A 20,970-nucleotide genomic window follows, 5' to 3' on the forward strand; every position below is an offset into this window, starting at 1 on the left:
TGCCCAGGTGGTGAAATTGGTAGACACGCCAGCTTCAGGTGCTGGTGATCGCAAGGTCGTGGAAGTTCGAGTCTTCTCCTGGGCACCAAATTCAGATCAAACCCGCGAAAGCGGGTTTTTTCGTTTCTGGGGTTTGAAAAAATCAGCGTGGAAACTTCCCCAGCGATTTGCCCCTCGTCCGCACTTGAGAAGTTTTATCGTTTATCCTTGTAAGTATTTGTTGCATACAAGTGAGGAACACCCCGGATGATGATCCGCGATACCCGTCTCAAGACATCCCTTCTGCGTGGCCTGACCATCACCCTGCTCGGCCTGACCCTGCTCTCGCCTACCGCCTATTCCGCCGACAAGGTCTCATTGACCCTGTACAACGGCCAGCACAAAGAGGTCGGCGACGAACTCGCCAAGGCCTTTGAGGCCAAAACCGGTATCCACGTCAACGTGCGCAAAGGCAGCAGCAACCAGCTGGCCAGCCAGGTCGTCGAAGAAGGCGACCGCTCCCCCGCCGACGTGATCTACACCGAAGAGTCGCCGCCGCTGAACAAACTCGGCGAGCAAGGCCTGCTGGCCAAGATTGACGCCAGCACACTCGACGTATTGCCCAAGGACTATGTTGGCGCCCATGGCGACTGGATGGGCGTGACCGCACGCACCCGCGTCGTGGCCTTTAATCCGAAACTGATTGCTGAAAAAGACTTGCCCAAGTCGGTTCTGGATTTCGCCGGTCCCGAGTGGCAAGGCAAAGTCGGCTTTGTCCCCACCAGCGGCGCCTTCCAGGAACAAGCCGTGGCGATCATCAAGCTGCACGGTCGCGAGGCGGCTGAAGAATGGCTGACCGGTTTGCGCGCTTTCGGCAAGGTGTACAGCAACAACATGGTCGCCCTCAAGGCTGTGGAAAATGGCGAAGTGGCCACTGTGCTGGTGAATAACTATTACTGGTTTGCCCTGAAAAAGGAAAAAACCAACCTGGATTCCCAACTGCATTACTTCACCAACGGCGATGCTGGCGGCCTGATCACCGTGTCCTCCGCCGCCGCATTGAAATCCAGCAAACATCCCAAGGAAGCCCAGCAACTGCTGGCATTCATGGCCAGTGAAGAAGGCCAACGCGTGATTACCAACACCTCGGCGGAATACCCGCTGCGTAAAGGCATGGAATCCAACCGCGGCCTCAAGCCTTTCAGTGAGCTGCAACCGCCGAAAGTCACCCCCGCCGACCTGGGCAACGCCGAAGAAGCCCTGGACCTGGAACGTGACGTTGGCTTGAACTGATGAACCCATCGCTACCCGCTTCCGCCCTGCACGGGGGGTTGCGCCCAAGGCGCAAGCGCCCGTCGATCTGGCTGGTGCTGCCCGTCCTGTTCCTGGTGGGCTTGAGCCTGCTGCCGCTGGTGTATGTCGGACTCAAGGCCTGGCAGGCCGGCTGGGCGGAGGCGGTGCATCTGCTGTGGCGGCCGTATGTGTTCGGGTTGCTGCGCAATACCCTGGCATTGATGGTCGGCGTGACGCTGGTATGCGGCGTGGTCGGCCTGTCCCTGGCCTGGTTGCTGGAACGCAGCAACCTGCCGGGGCGACGTATCTGGGGCGTGGTGCTGTGCCTGCCGTTTGCGGTACCCGCCTTTGTCAGCAGCTTTACCTGGGTGTCGCTCAGCGCCCATTTCGAAGGGCTGGGCGGCGCCATCCTGGTGATGAGCCTGTCCAAGTACCCGCTGGTGTTTCTGCCGGTGGCGGCGACATTGCGCAATCTTGATCCATCCCTGGAGGAGTCTGCACGAACGCTGGGACTGAATCGCTGGGGCGTGTTTTTTCGGCTTACGCTGCCTTTGCTGTGGCCTTCGCTACTGGCGGGAGCCCTCTTGATCGCCTTACATATGCTGGTGGAGTTCGGCGCCTTGTCGATCATCGGCCTGCAGACCTTTACCACCGCGATCTATCAACAATTCGAGCTGGAATTCAGCAATGCCAATGCCGCGATGCTGTCGGCAGTGCTGCTGATGATGTGCCTGACCCTGCTATGGCTGGAGCTACGGGTACGCGGCAAGGGCCGACATGTTCGTATCGGCCAGGGCGCTGCGCGGCATGCAGAGCAGGTGCGACTGGGCAAGTGGGCACCGCTCGGCCAAGCCTATTGCCTGGCGCTGGCAATCATCGGCAGTGGCATTCCGCTGGGGATGCTCGGTTATTGGCTGGCGGTGGGCTCTTCCGCCGCATTCCCGGTCGCCGAGATCAGCGAGGCACTGCTGTCCTCCCTGGCGCTGTCGCTCGGCGGCGCCGCACTGTGCCTGGTATTGGCGGTGCCGGTGGGGCTGCTGGTGGTGCGCCACAAAGGCCAACTGGCGATCTGGGCCGAGCGTCTGCCGTACTTGCTGCACGCGCTGCCCGGTTTGGTGATTGCGCTGACGCTGGTGTACTTCGCACTGCATTACGTGCCGGCGCTGTATCAGACGTCGGCATTGTTGCTGATCGCGTATGCGTTGTTGTTTCTACCGCTGGCTCAGGCACCGATTCGTACGGCCCTGAACAAGGCGGCGCCGCAACTGGAAGAGGCCGCACGCACGCTCGGGGCGTCGTCGTTCAGCGCGTTTTGTCGGGTTACCTTGCCGATTATTTTCCCGGCCTTGGGCGCGGCGTTTGCGCTGGTGTTCCTGGATGCGATGAAGGAATTGACGGCGACATTGCTGCTCAGTCCGACAGGGTTGAATACCTTGGCGACAGCGGTGTGGGCGCACACCTCGAATGTGGAATTCGCGGCGGCGGCGCCGTATGCGGCGCTGTTGATAGTGGTGTCGGGGTTGCCGGTTTACCTGCTCACGACACGGATGTATTTGAGCCGCTGAAACCGCTATCGGGGGCAAGCCCCCTCCCACAGTTGACCGAGTTCCAACGCTGGAATGCAGGTAAATGTGGGAGGGGGCTTGCCCCCGATGAGGTCGGTACAGGCGATACTAGGCCCTGAACTGCCCCAAGCTCGCCTTCAACTGCGCTGCCAACCCATCCAGCACCTTGCCACTGGCCGTCGTTTCCACCACCGCCTGCGCAGCCCGCTCGGCCTGGGCGTGGATCACCTCAACCCGCCCACGCACCGCATGCGCACCTTGCGCCTGATGCTCAGCCGCGCGCGTCGCCAAGCCAATCGCCGCATGCACCTGCTCCACCGAAGCCTGCACCGTCTGTTGCAGGCGCACGCTGTCGCGCAGCACCAGCAAACCTTCGCTGGCCTGGCGCCCGGCCTTACCGATGGTTTCCACCGCCTCGCGCGCGCCCTGCTGCAACGCCACGATATGCGCCTGAATATCGCCCGTGGAGCTTTGCGTCTTGCTGGCCAGCGCACGCACCTCATCCGCCACCACCGCAAAACCACGCCCAGTCTCGCCGGCACGCGCTGCTTCGATGGCCGCGTTGAGCGCCAACAGGTTGGTCTGCTCGGCGATGCCGTGAATCACGGTCAGCACCACCTCGATCTGCTCACTTTGTTGAGCCAGGCGCTCGATGACCTGAGAGCCTGCCTGCACCTGGCCCGCGAGCGCCTCGATCAGGCTGCCGACTTCGGCTGACGTGCGCGAGTTCTCATCCGTGGCCTGGCGAATATCCACCACCTGCTGCAACGCCGCCTGCATCGCATGGCTTTCGGCCTGCGCCTCGTCGGCCATTTGCGACAGTGCGCGCAGGCTTTCAGCCACCTCATCACGCTGCAAGCCGGCCGCTGCGTCAGCACCGGCATTGCGCAAGGTCATTGCACCGATTTCCACGCCGGTACGCTGAGCCACATCTCCCGCCTCACGCACGATAGGCTGCAACTTATCCACAAAGCGATTGACCGCCGAGGCCATATCGCCGATTTCGTCCTTGCTGCTGATCTGCACGCGCTTGGTGAGGTCCCCCTCGCCCGCCGCCAAATCATCCATGGCTGCGATCAGCAGCTTCAGGCGGTTGACCACACGGCGGCCCAGCACGATGGCGATCAACAGCAATACGCCTAGACCGACCAGCGCAAGCCCCATGCCGATGCGCCAGCGCAAGGTGCCAGCAGCGTCCTGAACGGCGCTGGTGGTGTTGGCGGTCATCTGGGTGGCGGTGGCCTGGGCGGACTGCAGACGGGCGCCCATGGCGGCAGCGCTGTCGGCTGCCGCACCCTTGAGGCTATCGCCGACCAGTTGATCACCGCTGGCGATCAGGGCTGCGAAGCGCTTGTCGAGCGCTTGCAGATCCGCTTCAACCGAGGCGGTCGAAACGCCCATGCGCACCTTGCCGATCTCTACCCCATTGGGGCTGATGGATGCTTCCACGTAGTAAACAGAAGAGTCGCTCTTAGCCGCATCCAGCACTTTATCCAGTGCACGGTCACCGGCGCCCTTTGCCAGCAGCGCCTGATTGATCGGGTTTTCACGGTTGAGGTAGCGGGTCAGGTGCTCGCCAGCCGCGTCGTCGTAGACCACAAACAGCACATTGGGATTGCGCTGGGCGCGTCGCGCAAACTCCGACAACGTCGGCACGTCGCTGTCCCACATGGCGCGGGGCGCCACTGAGGCCAGTAACTGCGCCATGTCATTGGCGGAGTCCTGCAGGTCTTTTTCCAAGGTCGCGCGCAGTTGCTTCTGCTCTTCCTGCAGGCGGGTCGACAGCCCCGCCGTCAGACGCTGACGGGTGCTGGTGGAGAGGCTGTCCAGGCTGGAGGTGACTTCCTTGCCGGCCTGGGCCAATTCACCGGACAGCTTCTGGCTGTCGATTCCCAGGCGATTGCCCAAATCCGCTTCCAACGCCGTGACCGTGCTCCGGGTTAGAGCGACGGCCACCAGCACTTGCACTAAAAGAGCGATACCTAGGGTAACGAACACCGGCCGCAACAAACGGCTTTGTAACAATGAGAGAACGGCAGACATCGGGAATCCCTCCACCACGGGTGCCATTAATTTGATAGCACCGCGAAAAAGAGAAACACAGCAAGGGTCGTGCCGCTTGGCGAGCAGATACGACAAAGGGCTCCCGAAGGAGCCCTTTGCTTTTTACATCAACAGCTTATTAAGCGAACGGGTGACGCAGAACGATGGTCTCGTTGCGGTCCGGGCCCGTCGAAATAATGTCGATCGGTGCGCCGATCAGCGCTTCAACGCGCTTGATGTACGCACGGGCGTTAGCCGGCAACTCTTCCAGGGTCTTGGCGCCCACGGTCGATTCGGTCCAGCCCGGCACTTCTTCGTACACCGGCTGCAAGCCCACGTAGCTGTCAGCGTCAGTCGGGGCAACATCGTTACCGTCTGCGTCTTTGTAGCCGACGCAGATGTTGATGGTTTCCAGACCGTCGAGCACATCCAGCTTGGTGAAGCAGATGCCCGAGATGCTGTTCACATCGATAGCGCGACGCAGGATAACCGCGTCGAACCAGCCGCAACGACGCGCACGGCCAGTGGTCGCACCGAACTCATGACCTTGCTTGGCCAAGTGCGCACCGACTTCGTCGAACAGCTCAGTCGGGAACGGACCCGAACCCACACGCGTGGTGTAAGCCTTGGTGATGCCCAGGATGTAGTCCAGGAACATCGGACCAACACCCGAACCGGTCGCAACGCCGCCCGCGGTGGTGTTGGAGCTGGTCACGTACGGGTAGGTGCCGTGGTCGATGTCCAGCAGGGACCCCTGGGCGCCTTCGAACATGATGTCTTTGCCGGCGCGACGCAGGTCGTGCAGCTCAGCCGTCACGTCGAGCATCAGCGGCTTGAGCAGCTCAGCGTATTCCTTGCACTCAGCCAGGGTCTTTTCAAACTCGATGGCCGGCTCTTTGTAGTAACCCACCAGCATGAAGTTGTGGTAATCCACCAGTTCACGCAGCTTGTCTTCAAAGCGCGGCATGTTGAGCAGGTCGCCCACACGCAGGCCACGACGTGCAACTTTATCTTCGTAAGCCGGGCCGATACCGCGACCGGTAGTGCCGATCTTCAGCTCGCCACGGGCCTTTTCACGGGCCTGGTCCAGCGCAACGTGGAAGGACAGGATCAGCGGGCAGGATGGGCTGATACGCAGGCGCTCGCGCACCGGTACGCCTTTCTCTTCCAGCTTGGTGATCTCGCGCAACAGGGCGTCAGGTGCAACCACCACGCCGTTGCCGATCAGGCACTGCACGCCTTCGCGCAGTACGCCCGACGGAATCAGGTGCAAAACGGTTTTTTCGCCATCGATGACCAGGGTGTGGCCAGCATTGTGGCCACCTTGGTAGCGCACTACGGCGGCAGCATGTTCGGTCAGCAGATCAACGATCTTGCCTTTGCCCTCATCACCCCATTGGGTGCCCAGGACTACGACATTCTTACCCATAACACTTGTCCTCATTCGCGCAAACTTGGTGCCGGCAATGAGCCGGCAGGAAAACTCAAGAAGCCAGTGGCGATACTTGCCAAAGCCCGTTCTGCAGAATCAATTGCCGGTCGCAGTCCGCTTCACGGGCGGCGGCCAATGGCTGGCCAGGCAACGCCTGGACAACACGCTGACCCTCACTGCGCAACTGGCAAACCTGCTGCCAGAGTGCTGCGTCCGTACTGTCGGGCATCCAGATGCCACCAGACGGCAGCTCGACCTCAGCACGCCCCAGGGTCACCAGGGTTTTCAAATCGGTGGAAAAACCGGTGGCCGGACGCGCACGACCGAAGTCGGCGCCGATATCGTCATAACGACCGCCTTGGGCGATGGCTTGGCCAACACCCGGTACAAATACCGCGAACACCACACCGGTGTGGTAGTGGTAGCCGCGCAACTCACCCAGGTCAAAATACAGCGGCAACTGCGGGAAGCGCGCCGACAGTTGCTCGGCAATGGCCAGCACGTCGTCCAGTGCCGCCAGTACCGGCGCCGGCGCATTGGCCAGGCGCTCACGCGCAGCTACCAGCACTTCACGGCCGCCACACAGGTTCACCAGCGCACGCAGCATGCCGGCGAGATCCGCAGGCACACCCTCGGTCAGCGCGATAACTTCATCGATAGCCTTGCGTTGCAGGGCATCGAACAACTGTTGTTCCACTTCACCGGACAACCCGGCCGCACGGGCCAGGCCACGGTAGATACCGACGTGACCCAGGTCCATGTGGACATCCGGCACGTCAGCCAGTTGCAGCATGGCCAGCATGAGGCTGATCACTTCAACGTCGCTGCTCGGGCTGGCATCACCGTACAACTCGGCGCCCAACTGGATCGGGCTGCGTGAAGACGACAATGCACGCGGCTGCGCATGCAGCACGCTGCCGGCATAGCACAGGCGGCTCGGACCTTCACGGCGCAGGGTGTGCGCATCAATGCGCGCCACTTGCGGTGTGATATCGGCACGGAACCCCATTTGCCGGCCCGATTGCGGGTCGATGACCTTGAAGGTGCGCAGATCCAGGTCCTGGCCCGCGCCGGTCAGCAGGGATTCCAGGTACTCGATATGGGGGGTCACGACAAACTCGTAACCCCAGCTCTGGAACAGATCCAACACCTGGCGACGCGCAACTTCAATGCGCGCAGCTTCTGGTGGCAGTACTTCTTCGATGCCATCTGGCAGCAGCCAGCGGTCTACCGTTGCCATTACGCCATTCCCCTATGATCCGGGCGGCCAGCCCTCGGCCGAGCCTTGAGTGAAGCAGAAAACACCCGCCCCCTGCATAAACCACGCGCAAGAGCGACGTGACGAACGACCTGCAAACGGCCTCGTCGGGCACTTTCCTCGAAAAACCTGTCACGCCTGCCGAATCAAACATGCAGACGCAAAAAAGCCGGGAATTTCCCGGCTGCCGCATCATACACCCGTTTTCTGAAAGGATCACCCCGCCAGGCGTTTTAGCCGCCCGACGGGAGTGAGCCCTACAGAATCACAGGCCGGTTACTTGGACTTTTCCAGGTAGCGGAAGAACTCGCTGCTTGGGTCCAGCACCATGACGTCGGTTTTGTTCGCGAAGCTTTCACGGTAGGCGCGCAGGCTACGGTAGAACGCGTAGAACTCCTGATCCTGGCCGTACGCCTTGGAGTAGATCGCCGCAGCTTGGGCATCACCATCACCACGCGCCTCTTCAGACTCGCGATAGGCCTCTGCCAGCAGTACACGACGCTGACGGTCGGCATCCGCACGGATACCTTCAGCCAACTCGTTACCCTTGGCGCGGTGCTCACGAGCCTCACGCTCACGCTCGGTGCTCATACGCTCGAACACGCTGCGGTTCACTTCCTTCGGCAGGTCGATAGCCTTGACCCGAACATCGATCACCTCGATGCCCAGCTCTTTTTCCGCCATCGTGTTCAGCGATCGCGTGATGTCCGCCATCAGCGCATCACGCTCACCGGACACCACCTCGTGCAGGGTGCGCTTACCAAACTGGTCACGCAGGCCCGATTCCAGACGGCGCGACAAACGCTCGTCGGCAATCTGCTTGAGGCCGGAGGTCGCGGTGTAGAAGCGCTCGGCATCCTTGACGCGCCACTTGGCGTAGGCGTCAACCATCACGGCTTTCTTTTCCAGGGTCAGGAAGCGCTGTGTAGGTGCATCCAAGGTCATCAGGCGCGCGTCGAACTTGCGCACCTGGTTGACGTAGGGGACTTTCACATGCAGACCCGGCTGGACATCCGCCTGGACCACGCGACCGAATTGCAGCAGCACCGCACGCTCGGTCTGAGCCACGATGTAGAAGCAGTTCCAGGCAGCGATGACCACGACGACGCCCACAATCAGGGCGGTCAGCGATTTATTGCTCATCAACGACTCTCCCTGGTACGTGTTTGCTGTTGCAGCAAGTCGGCGGCCGCACGGGCGCTCGCTTCGTTGGCAGCGGCATTGGAACCGGTGGACGGTGCGCTGGTGCTGCTACGACCACCTTCGATCATCTTGTCCAGCGGCAGGTACAGCAAGTTGTTCTGCCCACCTTTGCTGCCGGTCACGAGGACCTTGCTGGTGTTGCTGAAGACTTCCTGCATGGTGTCCAGGTACAGACGCTCACGCGTCACCTCTGGAGCCTTGCGGTACTCGGCAACCAGCTTGGTGAAGCGATCCGCCTCACCCTTGGCGCGGGAGACCACTTCGTCGCGGTAACCATTGGCATCCTCGAGGATGCGCTGGGCCTGACCACGGGCTTCCGGCACGACGCCGTTGGCGTAGGTCTCAGCCTGGTTGCGCGAACGCTGCTCGTCTTCACGGGCGCGGATCACGTCATCGAAGGCTTCCTGTACTTCACGCGGTGCGGCTGCGCTTTGTACGTTGACCTGGGTAACCGTGATACCGGTGCGGTACGTATCGAGGAAGCGTTGCAGACGCTCCTTGATCTCACTGGCCATCAATTCACGACCTTCGGTCAGCACCTGGTCCATCGCGGTGGAACCGACGACGTGGCGCAGGGCACTTTCGGTGGCGTGTTGCAGGCTGATTTCCGGCTGGTCGACGTTCAGCACGAAGTCCTGCAGGTTGCTGATCTTGTACTGCACGGTCAGCGGCACTTCGACGATGTTCTCGTCTTCAGTCAGCATCTGGCCCTGCTTGGTGTAGGCACGCTCACGCGTGACGTTCTCCATGTACTTCTTGTCGATCGGCGGGAAGTAGATATTCAGGCCTGGGCCGACGGTTTCGTAGTACTTGCCGAAGCGCAGCACCACGGCTTGCTCCTGCTCGTCCACTACGTATACGGCGCTGTACAGCCATACGGCCGCCAGCACGACAAGACCCAGGCCCAGCAGGCCGTAGCCGCCGCCCTTGCTTGTGCGACCGCCTTCGTCACCACCGCGTTTTTTCCCACCACCGAACAACCCATTCAGGCTTTCCTGCAGCTTTCGGAAGGCCTCGTCGAGATCTGGTGGCCCCTTGCGGTCGCCATTATTGCGGCGTTTACCACCCCAAGGATCCTGATTATTCGAGTTGCCACCCGGCTCATTCCAAGCCATAGCGCTCTCCATCTGATAAAGCAAAGACGCACCCACGGCGCGCCGACCAATGCTACAGAATGCCTGCCACTGCGGCACAACCGCTTTCGGAGGCTTTTATTGCAAAGTGTGTTGTTCGATGAACTCTGTCGGTACCACACCTTCACGGCTGACCAGCCGATTCAGCTCCGAGCGCGGCAATCGAACGGCCAGCAAGCTGACACCTTCTTCGTCGTGTTCTTCTTTCTGGACCGCGCCCAGCTCGAAAAACTGTGCACGCAGTCGAGCAAAACGCTGGGGCAAGCGCAAGGTGCCAACGAACAAATCACCGCCGAGCAACTCGGCAATCGCTTGTTCAAGCAACTCAAGGCCACTGCCATCTCGCGCCGACAACCACACCCGCTGGGGTTTGCCGTTCTCGTCGCGCTGGATTTGTGGCTCAACGCCTTCAAGCAAATCGAGTTTGTTATAGACCTCGAGGATCGGCAAGTCCTGGGCACCAATCTCGCCCAGCACCAGCATCACCTGTTCAATCTGCAACATGCGATCCGGTTCGGCCGCATCGATCACGTGCAACAGCAGGTCGGAATTGCTCGACTCTTCGAGCGTAGACCGAAATGCCTCGACCAGCTTGTGCGGCAAGTGACGAATGAACCCCACGGTATCGGCCAGGACAATCGGCCCCAGGTCGTCCAGATCCAGACGACGCAAGGTCGGGTCAAGGGTGGCGAACAGTTGGTCGGCCGCGTACACGTCCGATTTCGTCACGTTGTTGAAGAGCGTGGATTTGCCTGCGTTGGTATAGCCCACCAGGGACACGGTAGGGATATCTGCGCGCGAACGGCCACGTCGCGATTGCTCGCGCTGGCTGCGGACTTTCTCCAGGCGGCCCTTGATCTGGCGCAGGCGAACCCGCAGCAGGCGGCGGTCGGTTTCGAGCTGGGTTTCACCCGGCCCCCGCATGCCGATACCGCCACCCTGACGCTCAAGGTGAGTCCAGCCGCGGACCAGCCGCGTGCTCATGTGGTCAAGCTGGGCCAGTTCGACCTGTAGCTTGCCTTCATGGGTACGGGCGCGTTGGGCGAAAATATCGAGAATCAGACCGGTGCGGTCGATCACGCGACACTCGAAGACACGTTCGAGGTTACGTTCCTGACTGGGCGTAAGGGTGTGATTGAAGATCACCAGATCGGCTTCTTCAGCGTGGACCAGGTCGCGCAGTTCCTCGACCTTGCCGCTGCCAATCAGGTATTTGGCGGTTGGCCGATGACGCGGTACGTTAAAAAACGCAACGGTCTCGGCGCCGGCCGAATTTGCCAACTCCTGAAACTCCTGCGGATCTTCGCGCGCCTCAGGGTCCTGTCCATCCAAGTGAACGAGGATTACTCGCTCACCACCACCGTGGCGCTCAAAGAACAAAGGAGACTCCTATCAGGCGTTACCTGGCTCAGCGTCAGCTGCATCATCACCTGCTGCGCTAGGCAGACGGATTGGACGAACGGGGACGACTGTCGAGATAGCGTGCTTGTATACCATCTGGCTGACGGTGTTTTTCAGCAGGATCACGAACTGGTCGAACGACTCGATCGTGCCTTGCAGCTTGATACCGTTGACCAGGTAGATGGAAACCCCCACTTTCTCTTTACGTAAAGTATTCAAGTAAGGGTCTTGTAGCGAATGCCCTTTTGACATGTGCCGCACTCCTTTAAGGATCAATAATAAAAAATCGGAAAATAGATAGCTTATGGCCGTCACACCCCCAAGGATAGACGGCAATTGCAAGGACTCAGCTCAATATGGAGACCGTTCCCAAGTATTTCAAGGCGCGTGACAGATTGTCGCTGTCCAGGCTGTCCAGCCAGTGTAAATCGCTCCAGCTGCGCAACCAGGTGAACTGGCGTTTCGCCAATTGGCGCGTGGCAATGATGCCGCGCTCCTGCATCTCAGCTGACGTCAGCTTTCCATCCAGATGATCCCAGACTTGGCGGTAGCCTACAGCACGTATCGACGGCAACCCTGGATGCAGGTCACCTCTTGAACGCAGTGCTACGACCTCGTCCACAAACCCCTGTTCCAACATAATTGTGAATCTTTGTGCAATTCGTTCATGCAGCACCTGGCGATTTGCCGGAGCGATGGCCAGATTCGCCACAGTATAGGGCAATTGTGACTGCCCAGATGCGCCTGCGTCAGCACTTTGCGCACTTTGTTTCAGCCGGTGTTCAGTCATGGTCTGCCCGCTCACACGCCAGACTTCCAGGGCCCGTGAAAGGCGCTGGGGGTCGTTGGGGTGAATGCGCGCGGCGGATACCGGGTCTATTGCCGCCAACTGGTCGTGCAGGGCTTGCCAGCCAAGGCGTGCAGCCTCTTCCTCAAGCTCGGCGCGCACCTGGGCGTCGGCCGCCGGCATATCCGCCAGCCCCTCCTGCAAAGCCTTGTAATAGAGCATCGTACCGCCCACCAGCAGCGGAATATTGCCCCGCGCGGTGATCTCGGCCATGGCGGCCAGCGCGTCGGTACGGAAATCCGCCGCCGAATAGCTCTCGGCCGGGTCGATAATGTCGATCAACTTATGCGGATACTGTGCCAACAGCGCTTTGGAAGGCTTGGCGGTGCCAATGTCCATGTCCCGGTAAACCAGGGCAGAGTCGACACTGATCAGCTCGCATGGCAACACCTTGGTCAGCTCGATGGCCAGGTCGGTCTTACCGGCGGCCGTAGGACCCATCAGGAAGATCGCGGGGGGCAAGGCACTCATCAACGGCCGCGCAAGAACAGTTTGTCCAGGTCGTCCAGGCCCATCTGGGTCCATGTCGGCCGGCCATGGTTGCATTGCCCGCTGCGTTCGGTGTTTTCCATGTCGCGCAGCAAGCCGTTCATTTCCGGCAGGGCCAGGCGGCGATTGGCGCGGATGGCACCGTGGCAGGCCATGGTGCCGAGCAATTCGTTGATGTGCGCCTGGATACGGTCACTGGTGCCGTACTCCATCAGGTCGGCGAGTACGTCGGCTACCAGCCGATTGGCCTCGGCCTGCTTGAGCAGTGCGGGGATCTGGCGGATGGCCAGGGTTTCCGGGCCCAGGCGTTGCAGTTCAAAGCCCAGCTTCTGGAACACGCTGTGGTGCTCTTCTGCGCAATCAGCCTCACGCTGGCTGACCGCCAGGGATTCCGGCACCAGCAGCGGCTGGCCGCTGAGGCCTTCACTGGCCATGGCAATCTTGAGGCGCTCGTACATGATCCGCTCGTGGGCGGCGTGCATATCCACCAGCACCAGGCCATGGGCGTTTTCCGCCAGGATGTAGATACCCTTGAGCTGCGCCAGCGCATAACCCAACGGCGGAATATCTCCACCGCCCTCCGGCAAGGCGACAGGTGCACCCGGCTCAGCCCCCGGCAGCGGCGCAAAAAACTCGCGGTACGCCGCCTGGGCCTCGGCCACCGGCACCGCCGATTGCGGACGCGGCGTGTATTGGTACTGATAACCCGCCCCCGAACCGGAACCCGGCGCGGTGTACGACGGCTGCGGCTGCGGCGATTGCAGCAGGTTGGCCGCCAGGCTCATTTCGCCCTGGGGGCCGAACTCACCGGCTTCCGGGCCGCTCGGCCGCACCACTGCCGTCACGATTGGGGCAGACAACTGATCATCCGGACGCACATCGCCCAGGGTGCGGTGCAAGGTGCCGTAAAGGAAGTCATGCACCATGCGCCCATCACGGAAGCGCACTTCGTGTTTGGTGGGGTGCACGTTGACGTCCACCACCGACGGGTCGACCTCGAAGAACAGCACAAACGTCGGGTGCCGCCCATTGAACAGCACATCGCGGTACGCCTGGCGCACCGCATGGGCTACCAGCTTGTCGCGCACTGCACGGCCGTTCACAAAAAAGTATTGCAGGTCCGCTTGGCTGCGGGAGAACGTCGGCAAACCGACCCAGCCCCACAGCCGCAGGCCATTGCGTTCGATTTCAATCGGCAGCGCCTGCTCCAGGAACCCCGCGCCGCAAATAGCCGACACCCGGCGAGCACGCGCTGCGTCGTCATGGGCTTCATGCAGGCTGAGGATGGTCTTGCCGTTGTGGCGCAGGTGGAAGGCCACGTCGAAACGGGCCAGGGCCAGGCGCTTGATGACTTCCTGCAGGTGATCGAATTCGGTTTTTTCGGCCTTGAGGAATTTGCGTCGCGCCGGGGTGTTAAAGAACAGGTCGCGCACTTCCACCGACGTCCCCACCGGGTGGGCGGCCGGCTGGACTCGAGGCGCCATGTCGCGGCCTTCGGTTTCCACTTGCCAGGCTTGATCGGCGTCACGGGTGCGTGACGTCAGGGTCAGACGTGCTACGGAGCTGATCGACGCCAGGGCCTCACCGCGAAAGCCCAGGCTCATCACGCGCTCAAGGTCTTCCAGGTCGCGGATCTTGCTGGTGGCGTGACGGGCCAGGGCCAACGGCAGGTCGTCGGAGGAGATGCCACTGCCATCGTCACGCACCCGCAGCAGCTTCACGCCGCCCTGTTCCACGTCGACATCGATACGCTTGGCGCCTGAGTCGATGCTGTTTTCCAGCAACTCCTTGATCACCGATGCGGGACGCTCAACCACTTCCCCCGCTGCGATCTGGTTCGCCAGGCGCGGGCTGAGCAGCTCGATACGCGACCCACTGTTCAAGGTTGATTCGCTCATTACTGTGCCGCCAATTCAGTGCCGGGGATGGTCAACACCTGGCCGACTTTGAGCTCATCGGTTTTCAGGTTGTTGGCACTGCGCAAGGTAGCGGCCGAGACCTGGAACCGCACCGCCAGCATCGCCAGGGTGTCGCCGGGCTGCACGCGATGATCACGCGGGCCCTGGGCGATTTTGCCCGAGTCACGCAGCCAGGCGATGTAGGTGCCCGGTGGCGGATTCTGCTGGAAGAACTGGCGAATACCGGCACTGATCGAGCGTGCCAGCGCCTGTTGATGGCTGGCGCTGGCCAGCTTCGAGGCTTCGTTGGAGTTGGAGATAAACCCGGTTTCCACCAGGATCGACGGGATGTCCGGCGACTTCAACACCATGAACCCGGCTTGCTCCACGCGCTGCTTGTGCAGCGAGGTCACCCGGCCGATGTTGCTCAATACTTTTTGGCCAACGTTCAAGCTGGACGTCAGCGAGGCCGTCATCGACAGGTCGAGCAGCACGCCGGCGAGCATTTTGTCCTTGTCATCGAGGGACACATTGCCGGCGCCGCCGATCAAGTCGGAACGGTTTTCGCTGTCGGCCAGCCAACGCGCAGTCTCGGACGTAGCGCCGCGATCCGACAGGGCAAACACCGACGCGCCAAAGGCAGCCGCTGAAGGCGCGGCGTCGGCGTGGATCGACACAAACAGGTCGGCGCCTTTCTTGCGGGCGATTTCGGTACGCCCGCGCAATGGAATGAAGTAGTCGCCGGTACGCGTCAGCTCGGCGCGATAGCCTTTCATGCCATTGACCTGGCGCTGCAACTCGCGGGCGATGGCCAGCACCACGTCTTTTTCATGTTGGCCGCGCGAGCCGGAGGCCCCCGGGTCCTCGCCACCGTGGCCGGCGTCGATCACCACAATGATATCGCGCTTGCCGGCCGGAGCCGGTGGCGGCGGTGGCAGCTTGACCTGCGGCTGCGACGGGCTGACCGGCACGGCCGGCACCGTTGCGACGCTTGGGGTTGGAGCGGGTGGCGGTGCGGCATCGGCGGCATTGTCGAACAGGTCAACCACCAAGCGGTTGCCATACTGTGCGTTTGGCGCCAGGGAGAAGCTTTTCGGGGTCACGACCTTTTTCAGGTCGATCACCACGCGCAGGTCGGTCGGCGTACGCTGGGCCGAGCGCATGGCGGTGATCGGGGTGTTGGCGGTGGAGACTTTCAGCGGCGCGGCCAGGGTCGCACCGTTGATGTCGATCACCAGGCGATCAGGCGCCGTCAGGGTAAAGACGCTGTGCTGGACCGGGCCAGACAGGTCGAACACCAGTCGCGTGTTATCCGGCGCTCGCCACAGGCGAACGCTTTTCACCTGTGAAGCAGCCAGAGCATTGACAGTCATTGCCGCAAGCAACACCCCTACGACAGCAACCAACGCGCGAAAGCGCATACCTAACCCCACCAATTATTTGAATTCCAATGCCAAAGCGGCGCACCACGACTGGCCGCGCGCGCTTTGGGGCAACAACTTCAGCTGACGTCCATGCTCATGCGGCGTAATGGTAATGGTCAGGTCCGGCTTTGGCAAAAAGCCTGTGCCTTTATCTGGCCACTCGATCAGGCACAGCGCATCTTCATCGAAGTAATCACGGATGCCCATGTACTCCAGCTCTTCGGGATCGACCAGGCGATAGAGGTCGAAATGGAACGCCCGCACCTCGCCAATTTCATAGGGTTCCACCAAGGTGAACGTCGGGCTTTTTACCGCCCCGGCGTGCCCCAATCCGCGAATGATCCCCCGGGACAGTGTGGTCTTGCCCGCCCCCAGGTCGCCCTCCAGAAAGATCAGCCCTGCCCCGGCGGTGACCTGGGCAATGCGCTGGCCGAAAGCAACCATGGCCTCTTCATCGGCCAGGAAAAGGATTACTTCAGACACGGCGACTGCTCCTCCAGCAATTGACGAATGGCGGGTATCAGGTCGCTTGCCGCCAGCCCGCGACCAAAGGTCCCCTGGCGATCCCCCGCGGTGGCGTGCAACCACACGGCCAGGCAGCTTGCCTCAAAAGCCGGCATGCCTTGGGCAAGCAGTGCACCCACCAGGCCGGCCAACACGTCACCGAGCCCCGCCGCGGCCATGGCCGGGTGGCCTTGGTCACATCGCGAAACACGTCCGTCCGGGCTGGCAATCAAACTGCCAGCCCCCTTGAGGATAGCCACGGCGTTGAATTTCTCGCTCAACGCGCGCGCTACCTTAAGACGATCAGCCTGAACCTCGGCTGTCGACATACCCAGCAAGCGCGCAGCCTCCCCCGGATGCGGAGTGATCACGCAGTTGTCCGGTAGGACGACGCTGCCGGTGGCGAGTTGATTCAGCGCGTCGGCATCCCAGACTTGCGGCTGCTTGGCGTTGGCCGCAACGGACAAGAGGCTTTTGCCCCAAGCGGCATCGCCCAGGCCGGGACCGATCACAATGACCGAGATTTTTTCCAACAGGCTCATCAGTTGATTGGCCGAGCTCACCCCAACGGACATGACCTCCGGCAAACGCGTCAACGCCGCGGGAACGTGCTCCAGGCGGGTCGCCAGGGACACCATGCCGGCGCCACTGCGCAGGGCACTTTCGGCACTCAACAGCGCTGCGCCGCCAAAGCCGCGGTCACCGCCAATGACCAACAGGTGGCCGAACTGGCCTTTATGGGCGTCCGGGGAACGTGCGGCCAGTTGCGGCAAGTGGCCGTGCAACAGGGGCTGTACGTCGGTTATTGCGTGTTTTGTCTGCGGCATGCGTCTTCAAGCTCCGATGTCTGGCAGAATTATACCTATCTAACCTGCGGTTTCCCTTGTCTCATGCCTGCCATCACCACCGATCTGCCTGCCCTCGCCCAATCGATCAAAGACTGGGGCCGCGAGCTGGGCTTTCAACAAGTCGGCATCAGCGGCCTGGACCTGGCCGAGCATGAACAGCACCTGCAACGCTGGCTCGACGCGGGTTACCACGGCGAGATGGAGTACATGGGCGCCCATGGCAGCAAACGCTCGCACCCCGAAGAGCTGGTGCCCGGTACTTTGCGCGTGGTCTCGCTGCGCATGGACTACCTGCCCGGCGACACGCAGATGGCGCAGCTGCTGGCCAAGCCGGAAAAAGCCTATATCTCGCGCTACGCCCTGGGCCGCGACTACCACAAGCTGATCCGCAAGCGCGTGCAGCAACTGGCCGACCGCATTCAAGCGCAGATCGGCCCCTTTGGTTTCCGCGCCTTCGTCGACAGCGCACCGGTGCTGGAAAAAGCCATCGCCGAAAAAGCCGGGTTGGGCTGGATCGGTAAAAACACCCTGGTTCTCAATCGCAAGGCCGGCAGTTACTTCTTCCTGAGCGAACTGTTTGTCGACTTACCGCTGCCAGTGGACCCGCCCCACAGCACCGAACACTGCGGGCGCTGCACGGCGTGCCTGGATATCTGCCCCACCAATGCCTTCGTCGGCCCCTATGTGCTGGACGCGAGGCGCTGTATTTCCTACCTGACCATTGAGCTCAAAAGCGCGATCCCCGAAGACTTGCGCCCGTTGATCGGCAACCGCGTGTTTGGCTGCGATGACTGTCAGATCGTTTGCCCGTGGAATCGTTTCGCCGGCGCCACCGCCGAAAGCGATTTCAAGCCACGCCACAACCTGGATAACGCGGAACTGGCCGAACTGTTTATGTGGGACGAGGATAAATTCCTCAGCAGCACCGAAGGCTCGCCGCTACGTCGCGCCGGTTATGAGCGCTGGTTACGCAACCTGGCGGTAGGCCTGGGCAACGCGCCGTCGAGCATTCCGGTGCTGGAAGCCTTGAAGGCACGCCAGGATTACCCCTCCGAGCTGGTGCGCGAGCACGTGGAATGGGCGCTGAACCAGCACGCTTCGCGCTAGTGCACGTCGTCGTTGTAGACGAACTTGGGCATTTCCCAGTGAAAGCGGATTGCCAGCAGGCGCAATAGAAAACCGCTGAACAGGGTCAGCAGAATCGCTTGTTCGCTGGGCAACTCCAGATAAAGGCAGAGCAAATAGAACCAGGCGGCGAGGAACGACACGCTGGCATACAGCTCGCGGCGGAAGATCAGCGGGATATCGTTGCAGAAAATGTCGCGCAAGATGCCGCCGAATACGCCGGTGATCACCCCGCTGACCGACGCCACGAGCATGCCGTGGCCCATTTCCAGGGCGGTCATGCAGCCGATCAGGGTGAAGGCCACCAGGCCCACGGCGTCGAGCGCCAGGAACAGCGAGCGCAGATGGCGCATCAGTGGGGCGATGAAGATCGTCACCAGCGCGGCAACGGAGGTCAGCACCAGGTATTCCGGGTGTTTGACCCAGGTCAGCGGGTAATGGCCGAGCAGCACGTCACGCACCGAACCGCCGCCCAGCGCCGTCACACACGCGATCAGCACCACGCCAAACCAGTCCATGCCACGCCGCCCGGCGGACAACGCTCCGGTCATGGCTTCGGCGGTGATGGCGATGAGGTAGAGCATCAGCAGCATGAGGGCGATCCTTGCATTGAGGCCGGCAGTCTAATCATTTGCTGATGGCACCAAAAGGGGGCGCTTGGCGAAAGACCGCGTCACGTCATCGGGGGCAAGCCCCCTCCCACATTTGACTGCGTTCACACATCAAGGTGTGGAAGGGGGCGTGCCCCCGATGAGGCCGATACAGGCGCCAAACACTCAGGCCTTGATGAAATGCTTGCGGTAATGCTGCAGCTCAGCAATCGACTCGCGAATATCGTCCAGCGCCAAGTGAGTGCTGCCTTTATGGAAGCTGTCTTTGACTTCCGGCGCCCAGCGCGCAGCCAGCTCTTTCAAGGTGGACACATCCAGATTGCGGTAGTGGAAGTAGCTTTCCAGCCCCTTCATGTGCGTATAAAGGAAGCGCCGGTCCTGGCAGATGCTGTTGCCGCAGATCGGCGACTTGCCCTTGGGCACCCACTTTTCCAGGAAGGCGATGGTTTCAGCCTCGGCCTCAGCCATGCTGATGCGACTGTCGCGCACGCGCTGGGTCAGGCCGGAGTTGCCGTGGGTGCGGGTGTTCCACTCGTCCATGGTGGCGAGTACGGCGTCGCTGTGGTGGATGGCGATCACCGGACCTTCCGCCAAGGTATTGAGGTTGCTGTCGGTGACAATGGTCGCCATCTCGATGATAACGTCGGTGTCAGGGTTCAGACCGGTCATTTCCAGATCGATCCAAATCAGGTTCTGTGGGTTTTGCATGGCTTGATTCTCTTGGCACCTTGGCGTAGCTGCGCAGTTTAGCAGGCAGGGGCGTGCTAGACTCGCGACCGTTTTACCTAACCTTTGCATTATCGACACGGAACACCAATGGCCAAACGCCAGCTCAACCGTCGCCAAAACTGGCGCATCGAAAAGATTCAAGGCGAACGCGCCGCACGCGCCGCCAAACGTGAATCCTCCGCCGTGGAAGCGCTCGAGGGCGGCGACCTGGGCCCCGAGCAGACGGGCCTGGTGATCGCGCACTTTGGTGTGCAGGTCGAAGTCGAGGCGCTCGAAGGCGAACTCGCAGGGTCAGTGTCCCGTTGCCACCTGCGCGCCAACCTTCCTGCACTGGTCACCGGCGATAAAGTGGTATGGCGGGCCGGCAACCAGGGTATCGGCGTGATCGTCGCCCAGTTGCCACGCACCACCGAACTGCGTCGCCCGGACAGTCGTGGCCAGCTCAAGCCGGTAGCGGCCAACGTCGACATGATCGTCATTGTGTTCGCGCCGCTGCCCGAGCCCCATGCCAACCTGATTGACCGTTACCTGGTCGCCGCCGAGCACGCGGGCATTCGTCCGCTGCTGCTGCTGAACAAATTCGACCTGATTGACGAGCAGAACGCCCCAGCGCTCAACGCCTTGCTGGCGGTGTACCGCACCCTCGGCTACCCAGTGCTGGAAGTGTCGGCGCATCACGGCAATGGCATGGAACAGCTGCAACAGCAGCTGGACGGACGTATCAGCGTGTTTGTCGGCCAATCGGGCGTGGGTAAATCCTCGCTGGTCAACAGCCTGCTGCCGGAAGTCGACACCCGCGTGGGCCCACTGTCGGAACTGTCCGGCCAGGGCACTCACACCACCACCACCGCGCGACTGTTCCACTTCCCCGGAGGCGGTGAGCTGATCGACTCCCCGGGTATCCGCGAATTCGGCCTCGGCCACGTCAGCCGCAGCGACGTGGAAGCGGGCTTTATCGAATTCAACGACCTGATCGGCACCTGCCGCTTCCGCGATTGCAAACACGACCGCGAGCCGGGCTGTGCGCTGCTCAAGGCCTTGGAAGATGGCCGTGTGCAGCAGCAGCGGATGAATAGCTATCGGTCGATTATTGCGAGCTTGCCCGAAAGCAGTTATTGAGCGGCCATTTCTTGACACATATAAATGGCGGCGCAAAGCGCGCTAGTCCATTGATTTAACGGGGGCTGG

Annotated in this window: 18 protein-coding genes and 1 tRNA gene; 5 read left to right on the forward strand and 14 right to left on the reverse strand. The window is 61.4% G+C overall.

Annotation, left to right across the window (positions count from 1 at the left end; genetic code table 11):
• The first annotated feature begins 1 nt into the window (after position 1).
• From K7431_RS15615 to K7431_RS15625, 3 genes are all read left to right on the forward strand, one after another.
• Positions 2-88 (forward strand) — tRNA-Leu (locus K7431_RS15615).
• Positions 89-246: 158 nt separating this feature from the next.
• On the forward strand, positions 247-1,272 hold the full coding sequence (locus tag K7431_RS15620) for an iron ABC transporter substrate-binding protein (RefSeq protein WP_012721922.1): 1,026 nt from the start codon (positions 247-249) through the stop codon (positions 1,270-1,272).
• Complete coding sequence (locus tag K7431_RS15625; RefSeq protein ID WP_012721921.1) at positions 1,272-2,837, forward strand: ABC transporter permease; 1,566 nt, start codon at positions 1,272-1,274, stop codon at positions 2,835-2,837. The genes K7431_RS15620 and K7431_RS15625 overlap by 1 nt, the downstream gene beginning before the upstream one ends.
• Before the next feature lie 108 nt (positions 2,838-2,945).
• Here K7431_RS15625 and K7431_RS15630 read toward each other — a convergent pair whose 3' ends face one another.
• From K7431_RS15630 to K7431_RS15685, 12 genes are all read right to left on the reverse strand, one after another.
• Positions 2,946-4,880, reverse strand: coding sequence for a methyl-accepting chemotaxis protein (locus K7431_RS15630; RefSeq protein WP_012721920.1), 1,935 nt, complete (start codon positions 4,878-4,880; stop codon positions 2,946-2,948).
• A gap of 139 nt (positions 4,881-5,019) precedes the next feature.
• A complete protein-coding gene (locus K7431_RS15635; protein ID WP_012721919.1) occupies positions 5,020-6,309 on the reverse strand; it encodes an adenylosuccinate synthase in 1,290 nt (429 codons plus the stop codon).
• A 55-nt stretch (positions 6,310-6,364) separates the two neighbouring features.
• Positions 6,365-7,552 (reverse strand): ATP phosphoribosyltransferase regulatory subunit, encoded by a 1,188-nt coding sequence (locus K7431_RS15640; protein ID WP_012721918.1) that lies wholly within the window; start codon positions 7,550-7,552, stop codon positions 6,365-6,367.
• A 294-nt stretch (positions 7,553-7,846) separates the two neighbouring features.
• The gene (hflC, locus tag K7431_RS15645; RefSeq protein WP_043204695.1) at positions 7,847-8,713 is read right to left on the reverse strand and encodes a protease modulator HflC; all 867 of its coding nucleotides are present in this window, start codon (positions 8,711-8,713) and stop codon (positions 7,847-7,849) included.
• On the reverse strand, positions 8,713-9,888 hold the full coding sequence (gene hflK / locus K7431_RS15650; RefSeq protein ID WP_012721916.1) for an FtsH protease activity modulator HflK: 1,176 nt from the start codon (positions 9,886-9,888) through the stop codon (positions 8,713-8,715). The genes hflC and hflK overlap by 1 nt, the downstream gene beginning before the upstream one ends.
• 96 nt (positions 9,889-9,984) lie before the next feature.
• Positions 9,985-11,286: a ribosome rescue GTPase HflX gene (gene hflX, locus K7431_RS15655; protein WP_012721915.1), complete on the reverse strand. Its 1,302-nt coding sequence runs from the start codon at positions 11,284-11,286 to the stop codon at positions 9,985-9,987.
• A 12-nt stretch (positions 11,287-11,298) separates the two neighbouring features.
• Positions 11,299-11,559, reverse strand: a complete 261-nt coding sequence (gene hfq / locus K7431_RS15660; protein WP_003171355.1) for an RNA chaperone Hfq — start codon at positions 11,557-11,559, stop codon at positions 11,299-11,301.
• 94 nt (positions 11,560-11,653) lie between these two features.
• The gene (gene miaA / locus K7431_RS15665) at positions 11,654-12,625 is read right to left on the reverse strand and encodes a tRNA (adenosine(37)-N6)-dimethylallyltransferase MiaA (RefSeq protein WP_012721914.1); all 972 of its coding nucleotides are present in this window, start codon (positions 12,623-12,625) and stop codon (positions 11,654-11,656) included.
• The gene (mutL, locus tag K7431_RS15670) at positions 12,625-14,541 is read right to left on the reverse strand and encodes a DNA mismatch repair endonuclease MutL (protein WP_043204692.1); all 1,917 of its coding nucleotides are present in this window, start codon (positions 14,539-14,541) and stop codon (positions 12,625-12,627) included. The genes miaA and mutL overlap by 1 nt, the downstream gene beginning before the upstream one ends.
• Positions 14,541-15,962: an N-acetylmuramoyl-L-alanine amidase gene (locus K7431_RS15675; RefSeq protein WP_012721912.1), complete on the reverse strand. Its 1,422-nt coding sequence runs from the start codon at positions 15,960-15,962 to the stop codon at positions 14,541-14,543. The genes mutL and K7431_RS15675 overlap by 1 nt, the downstream gene beginning before the upstream one ends.
• 15 nt (positions 15,963-15,977) lie before the next feature.
• Positions 15,978-16,448 carry a tRNA (adenosine(37)-N6)-threonylcarbamoyltransferase complex ATPase subunit type 1 TsaE gene (gene tsaE / locus K7431_RS15680; protein ID WP_012721911.1) on the reverse strand — a complete coding sequence of 157 codons (471 nt, stop codon included), beginning with the start codon at positions 16,446-16,448 and terminating at the stop codon, positions 15,978-15,980.
• A complete protein-coding gene (locus K7431_RS15685) occupies positions 16,436-17,296 on the reverse strand; it encodes an NAD(P)H-hydrate dehydratase (protein ID WP_012721910.1) in 861 nt (286 codons plus the stop codon). The genes tsaE and K7431_RS15685 overlap by 13 nt, the downstream gene beginning before the upstream one ends.
• Before the next feature lie 63 nt (positions 17,297-17,359).
• Between K7431_RS15685 and queG the strand changes: the two genes are divergently transcribed.
• A complete protein-coding gene (queG, locus tag K7431_RS15690) occupies positions 17,360-18,424 on the forward strand; it encodes a tRNA epoxyqueuosine(34) reductase QueG (protein WP_012721909.1) in 1,065 nt (354 codons plus the stop codon).
• Here the strand turns inward: queG and K7431_RS15695 are convergent.
• Together K7431_RS15695 and orn are read right to left on the reverse strand one after the other, a co-directional pair.
• Positions 18,421-19,035: a trimeric intracellular cation channel family protein gene (locus K7431_RS15695; protein ID WP_012721908.1), complete on the reverse strand. Its 615-nt coding sequence runs from the start codon at positions 19,033-19,035 to the stop codon at positions 18,421-18,423. The genes queG and K7431_RS15695 overlap by 4 nt on opposite strands.
• Positions 19,036-19,218: 183 nt before the next feature.
• Complete coding sequence (gene orn, locus K7431_RS15700; protein WP_003171343.1) at positions 19,219-19,761, reverse strand: oligoribonuclease; 543 nt, start codon at positions 19,759-19,761, stop codon at positions 19,219-19,221.
• Positions 19,762-19,869: 108 nt separating this feature from the next.
• On the opposite strand from orn, the gene rsgA reads away from it, so the two are divergent.
• A complete protein-coding gene (gene rsgA / locus K7431_RS15705) occupies positions 19,870-20,901 on the forward strand; it encodes a small ribosomal subunit biogenesis GTPase RsgA (protein ID WP_003171340.1) in 1,032 nt (343 codons plus the stop codon).
• The last annotated feature ends 69 nt before the right edge of the window (positions 20,902-20,970 follow it).

Source organism: Pseudomonas fluorescens group sp. (assembly GCF_020093335.1).
Lineage (GTDB): Bacteria > Pseudomonadota > Gammaproteobacteria > Pseudomonadales > Pseudomonadaceae > Aquipseudomonas > Aquipseudomonas petroselini.

What these genes read in the sequence shown, in the direction of transcription:
- hflK (WP_012721916.1), bottom strand. Translation starts at nt 9,888, where the DNA reads ATGGCTTGGAATGAGCCGGGTGGCAACTCGAATAATCAGGATCCTTGG.
- K7431_RS15620 (WP_012721922.1), top strand. Translation starts at nt 247, where the DNA reads ATGATGATCCGCGATACCCGTCTCAAGACATCCCTTCTGCGTGGCCTG.
- miaA (WP_012721914.1), bottom strand. Translation starts at nt 12,625, where the DNA reads ATGAGTGCCTTGCCCCCCGCGATCTTCCTGATGGGTCCTACGGCCGCC.
- mutL (WP_043204692.1), bottom strand. Translation starts at nt 14,541, where the DNA reads ATGAGCGAATCAACCTTGAACAGTGGGTCGCGTATCGAGCTGCTCAGC.
- K7431_RS15625 (WP_012721921.1), top strand. Translation starts at nt 1,272, where the DNA reads ATGAACCCATCGCTACCCGCTTCCGCCCTGCACGGGGGGTTGCGCCCA.
- K7431_RS15630 (WP_012721920.1), bottom strand. Translation starts at nt 4,880, where the DNA reads ATGTCTGCCGTTCTCTCATTGTTACAAAGCCGTTTGTTGCGGCCGGTG.
- hfq (WP_003171355.1), bottom strand. Translation starts at nt 11,559, where the DNA reads ATGTCAAAAGGGCATTCGCTACAAGACCCTTACTTGAATACTTTACGT.
- K7431_RS15695 (WP_012721908.1), bottom strand. Translation starts at nt 19,035, where the DNA reads ATGCTGCTGATGCTCTACCTCATCGCCATCACCGCCGAAGCCATGACC.
- rsgA (WP_003171340.1), top strand. Translation starts at nt 19,870, where the DNA reads ATGGCCAAACGCCAGCTCAACCGTCGCCAAAACTGGCGCATCGAAAAG.
- K7431_RS15675 (WP_012721912.1), bottom strand. Translation starts at nt 15,962, where the DNA reads ATGCGCTTTCGCGCGTTGGTTGCTGTCGTAGGGGTGTTGCTTGCGGCA.
- K7431_RS15685 (WP_012721910.1), bottom strand. Translation starts at nt 17,296, where the DNA reads ATGCCGCAGACAAAACACGCAATAACCGACGTACAGCCCCTGTTGCAC.
- queG (WP_012721909.1), top strand. Translation starts at nt 17,360, where the DNA reads ATGCCTGCCATCACCACCGATCTGCCTGCCCTCGCCCAATCGATCAAA.
- K7431_RS15640 (WP_012721918.1), bottom strand. Translation starts at nt 7,552, where the DNA reads ATGGCAACGGTAGACCGCTGGCTGCTGCCAGATGGCATCGAAGAAGTA.
- orn (WP_003171343.1), bottom strand. Translation starts at nt 19,761, where the DNA reads ATGCAAAACCCACAGAACCTGATTTGGATCGATCTGGAAATGACCGGT.
- K7431_RS15635 (WP_012721919.1), bottom strand. Translation starts at nt 6,309, where the DNA reads ATGGGTAAGAATGTCGTAGTCCTGGGCACCCAATGGGGTGATGAGGGC.
- hflC (WP_043204695.1), bottom strand. Translation starts at nt 8,713, where the DNA reads ATGAGCAATAAATCGCTGACCGCCCTGATTGTGGGCGTCGTCGTGGTC.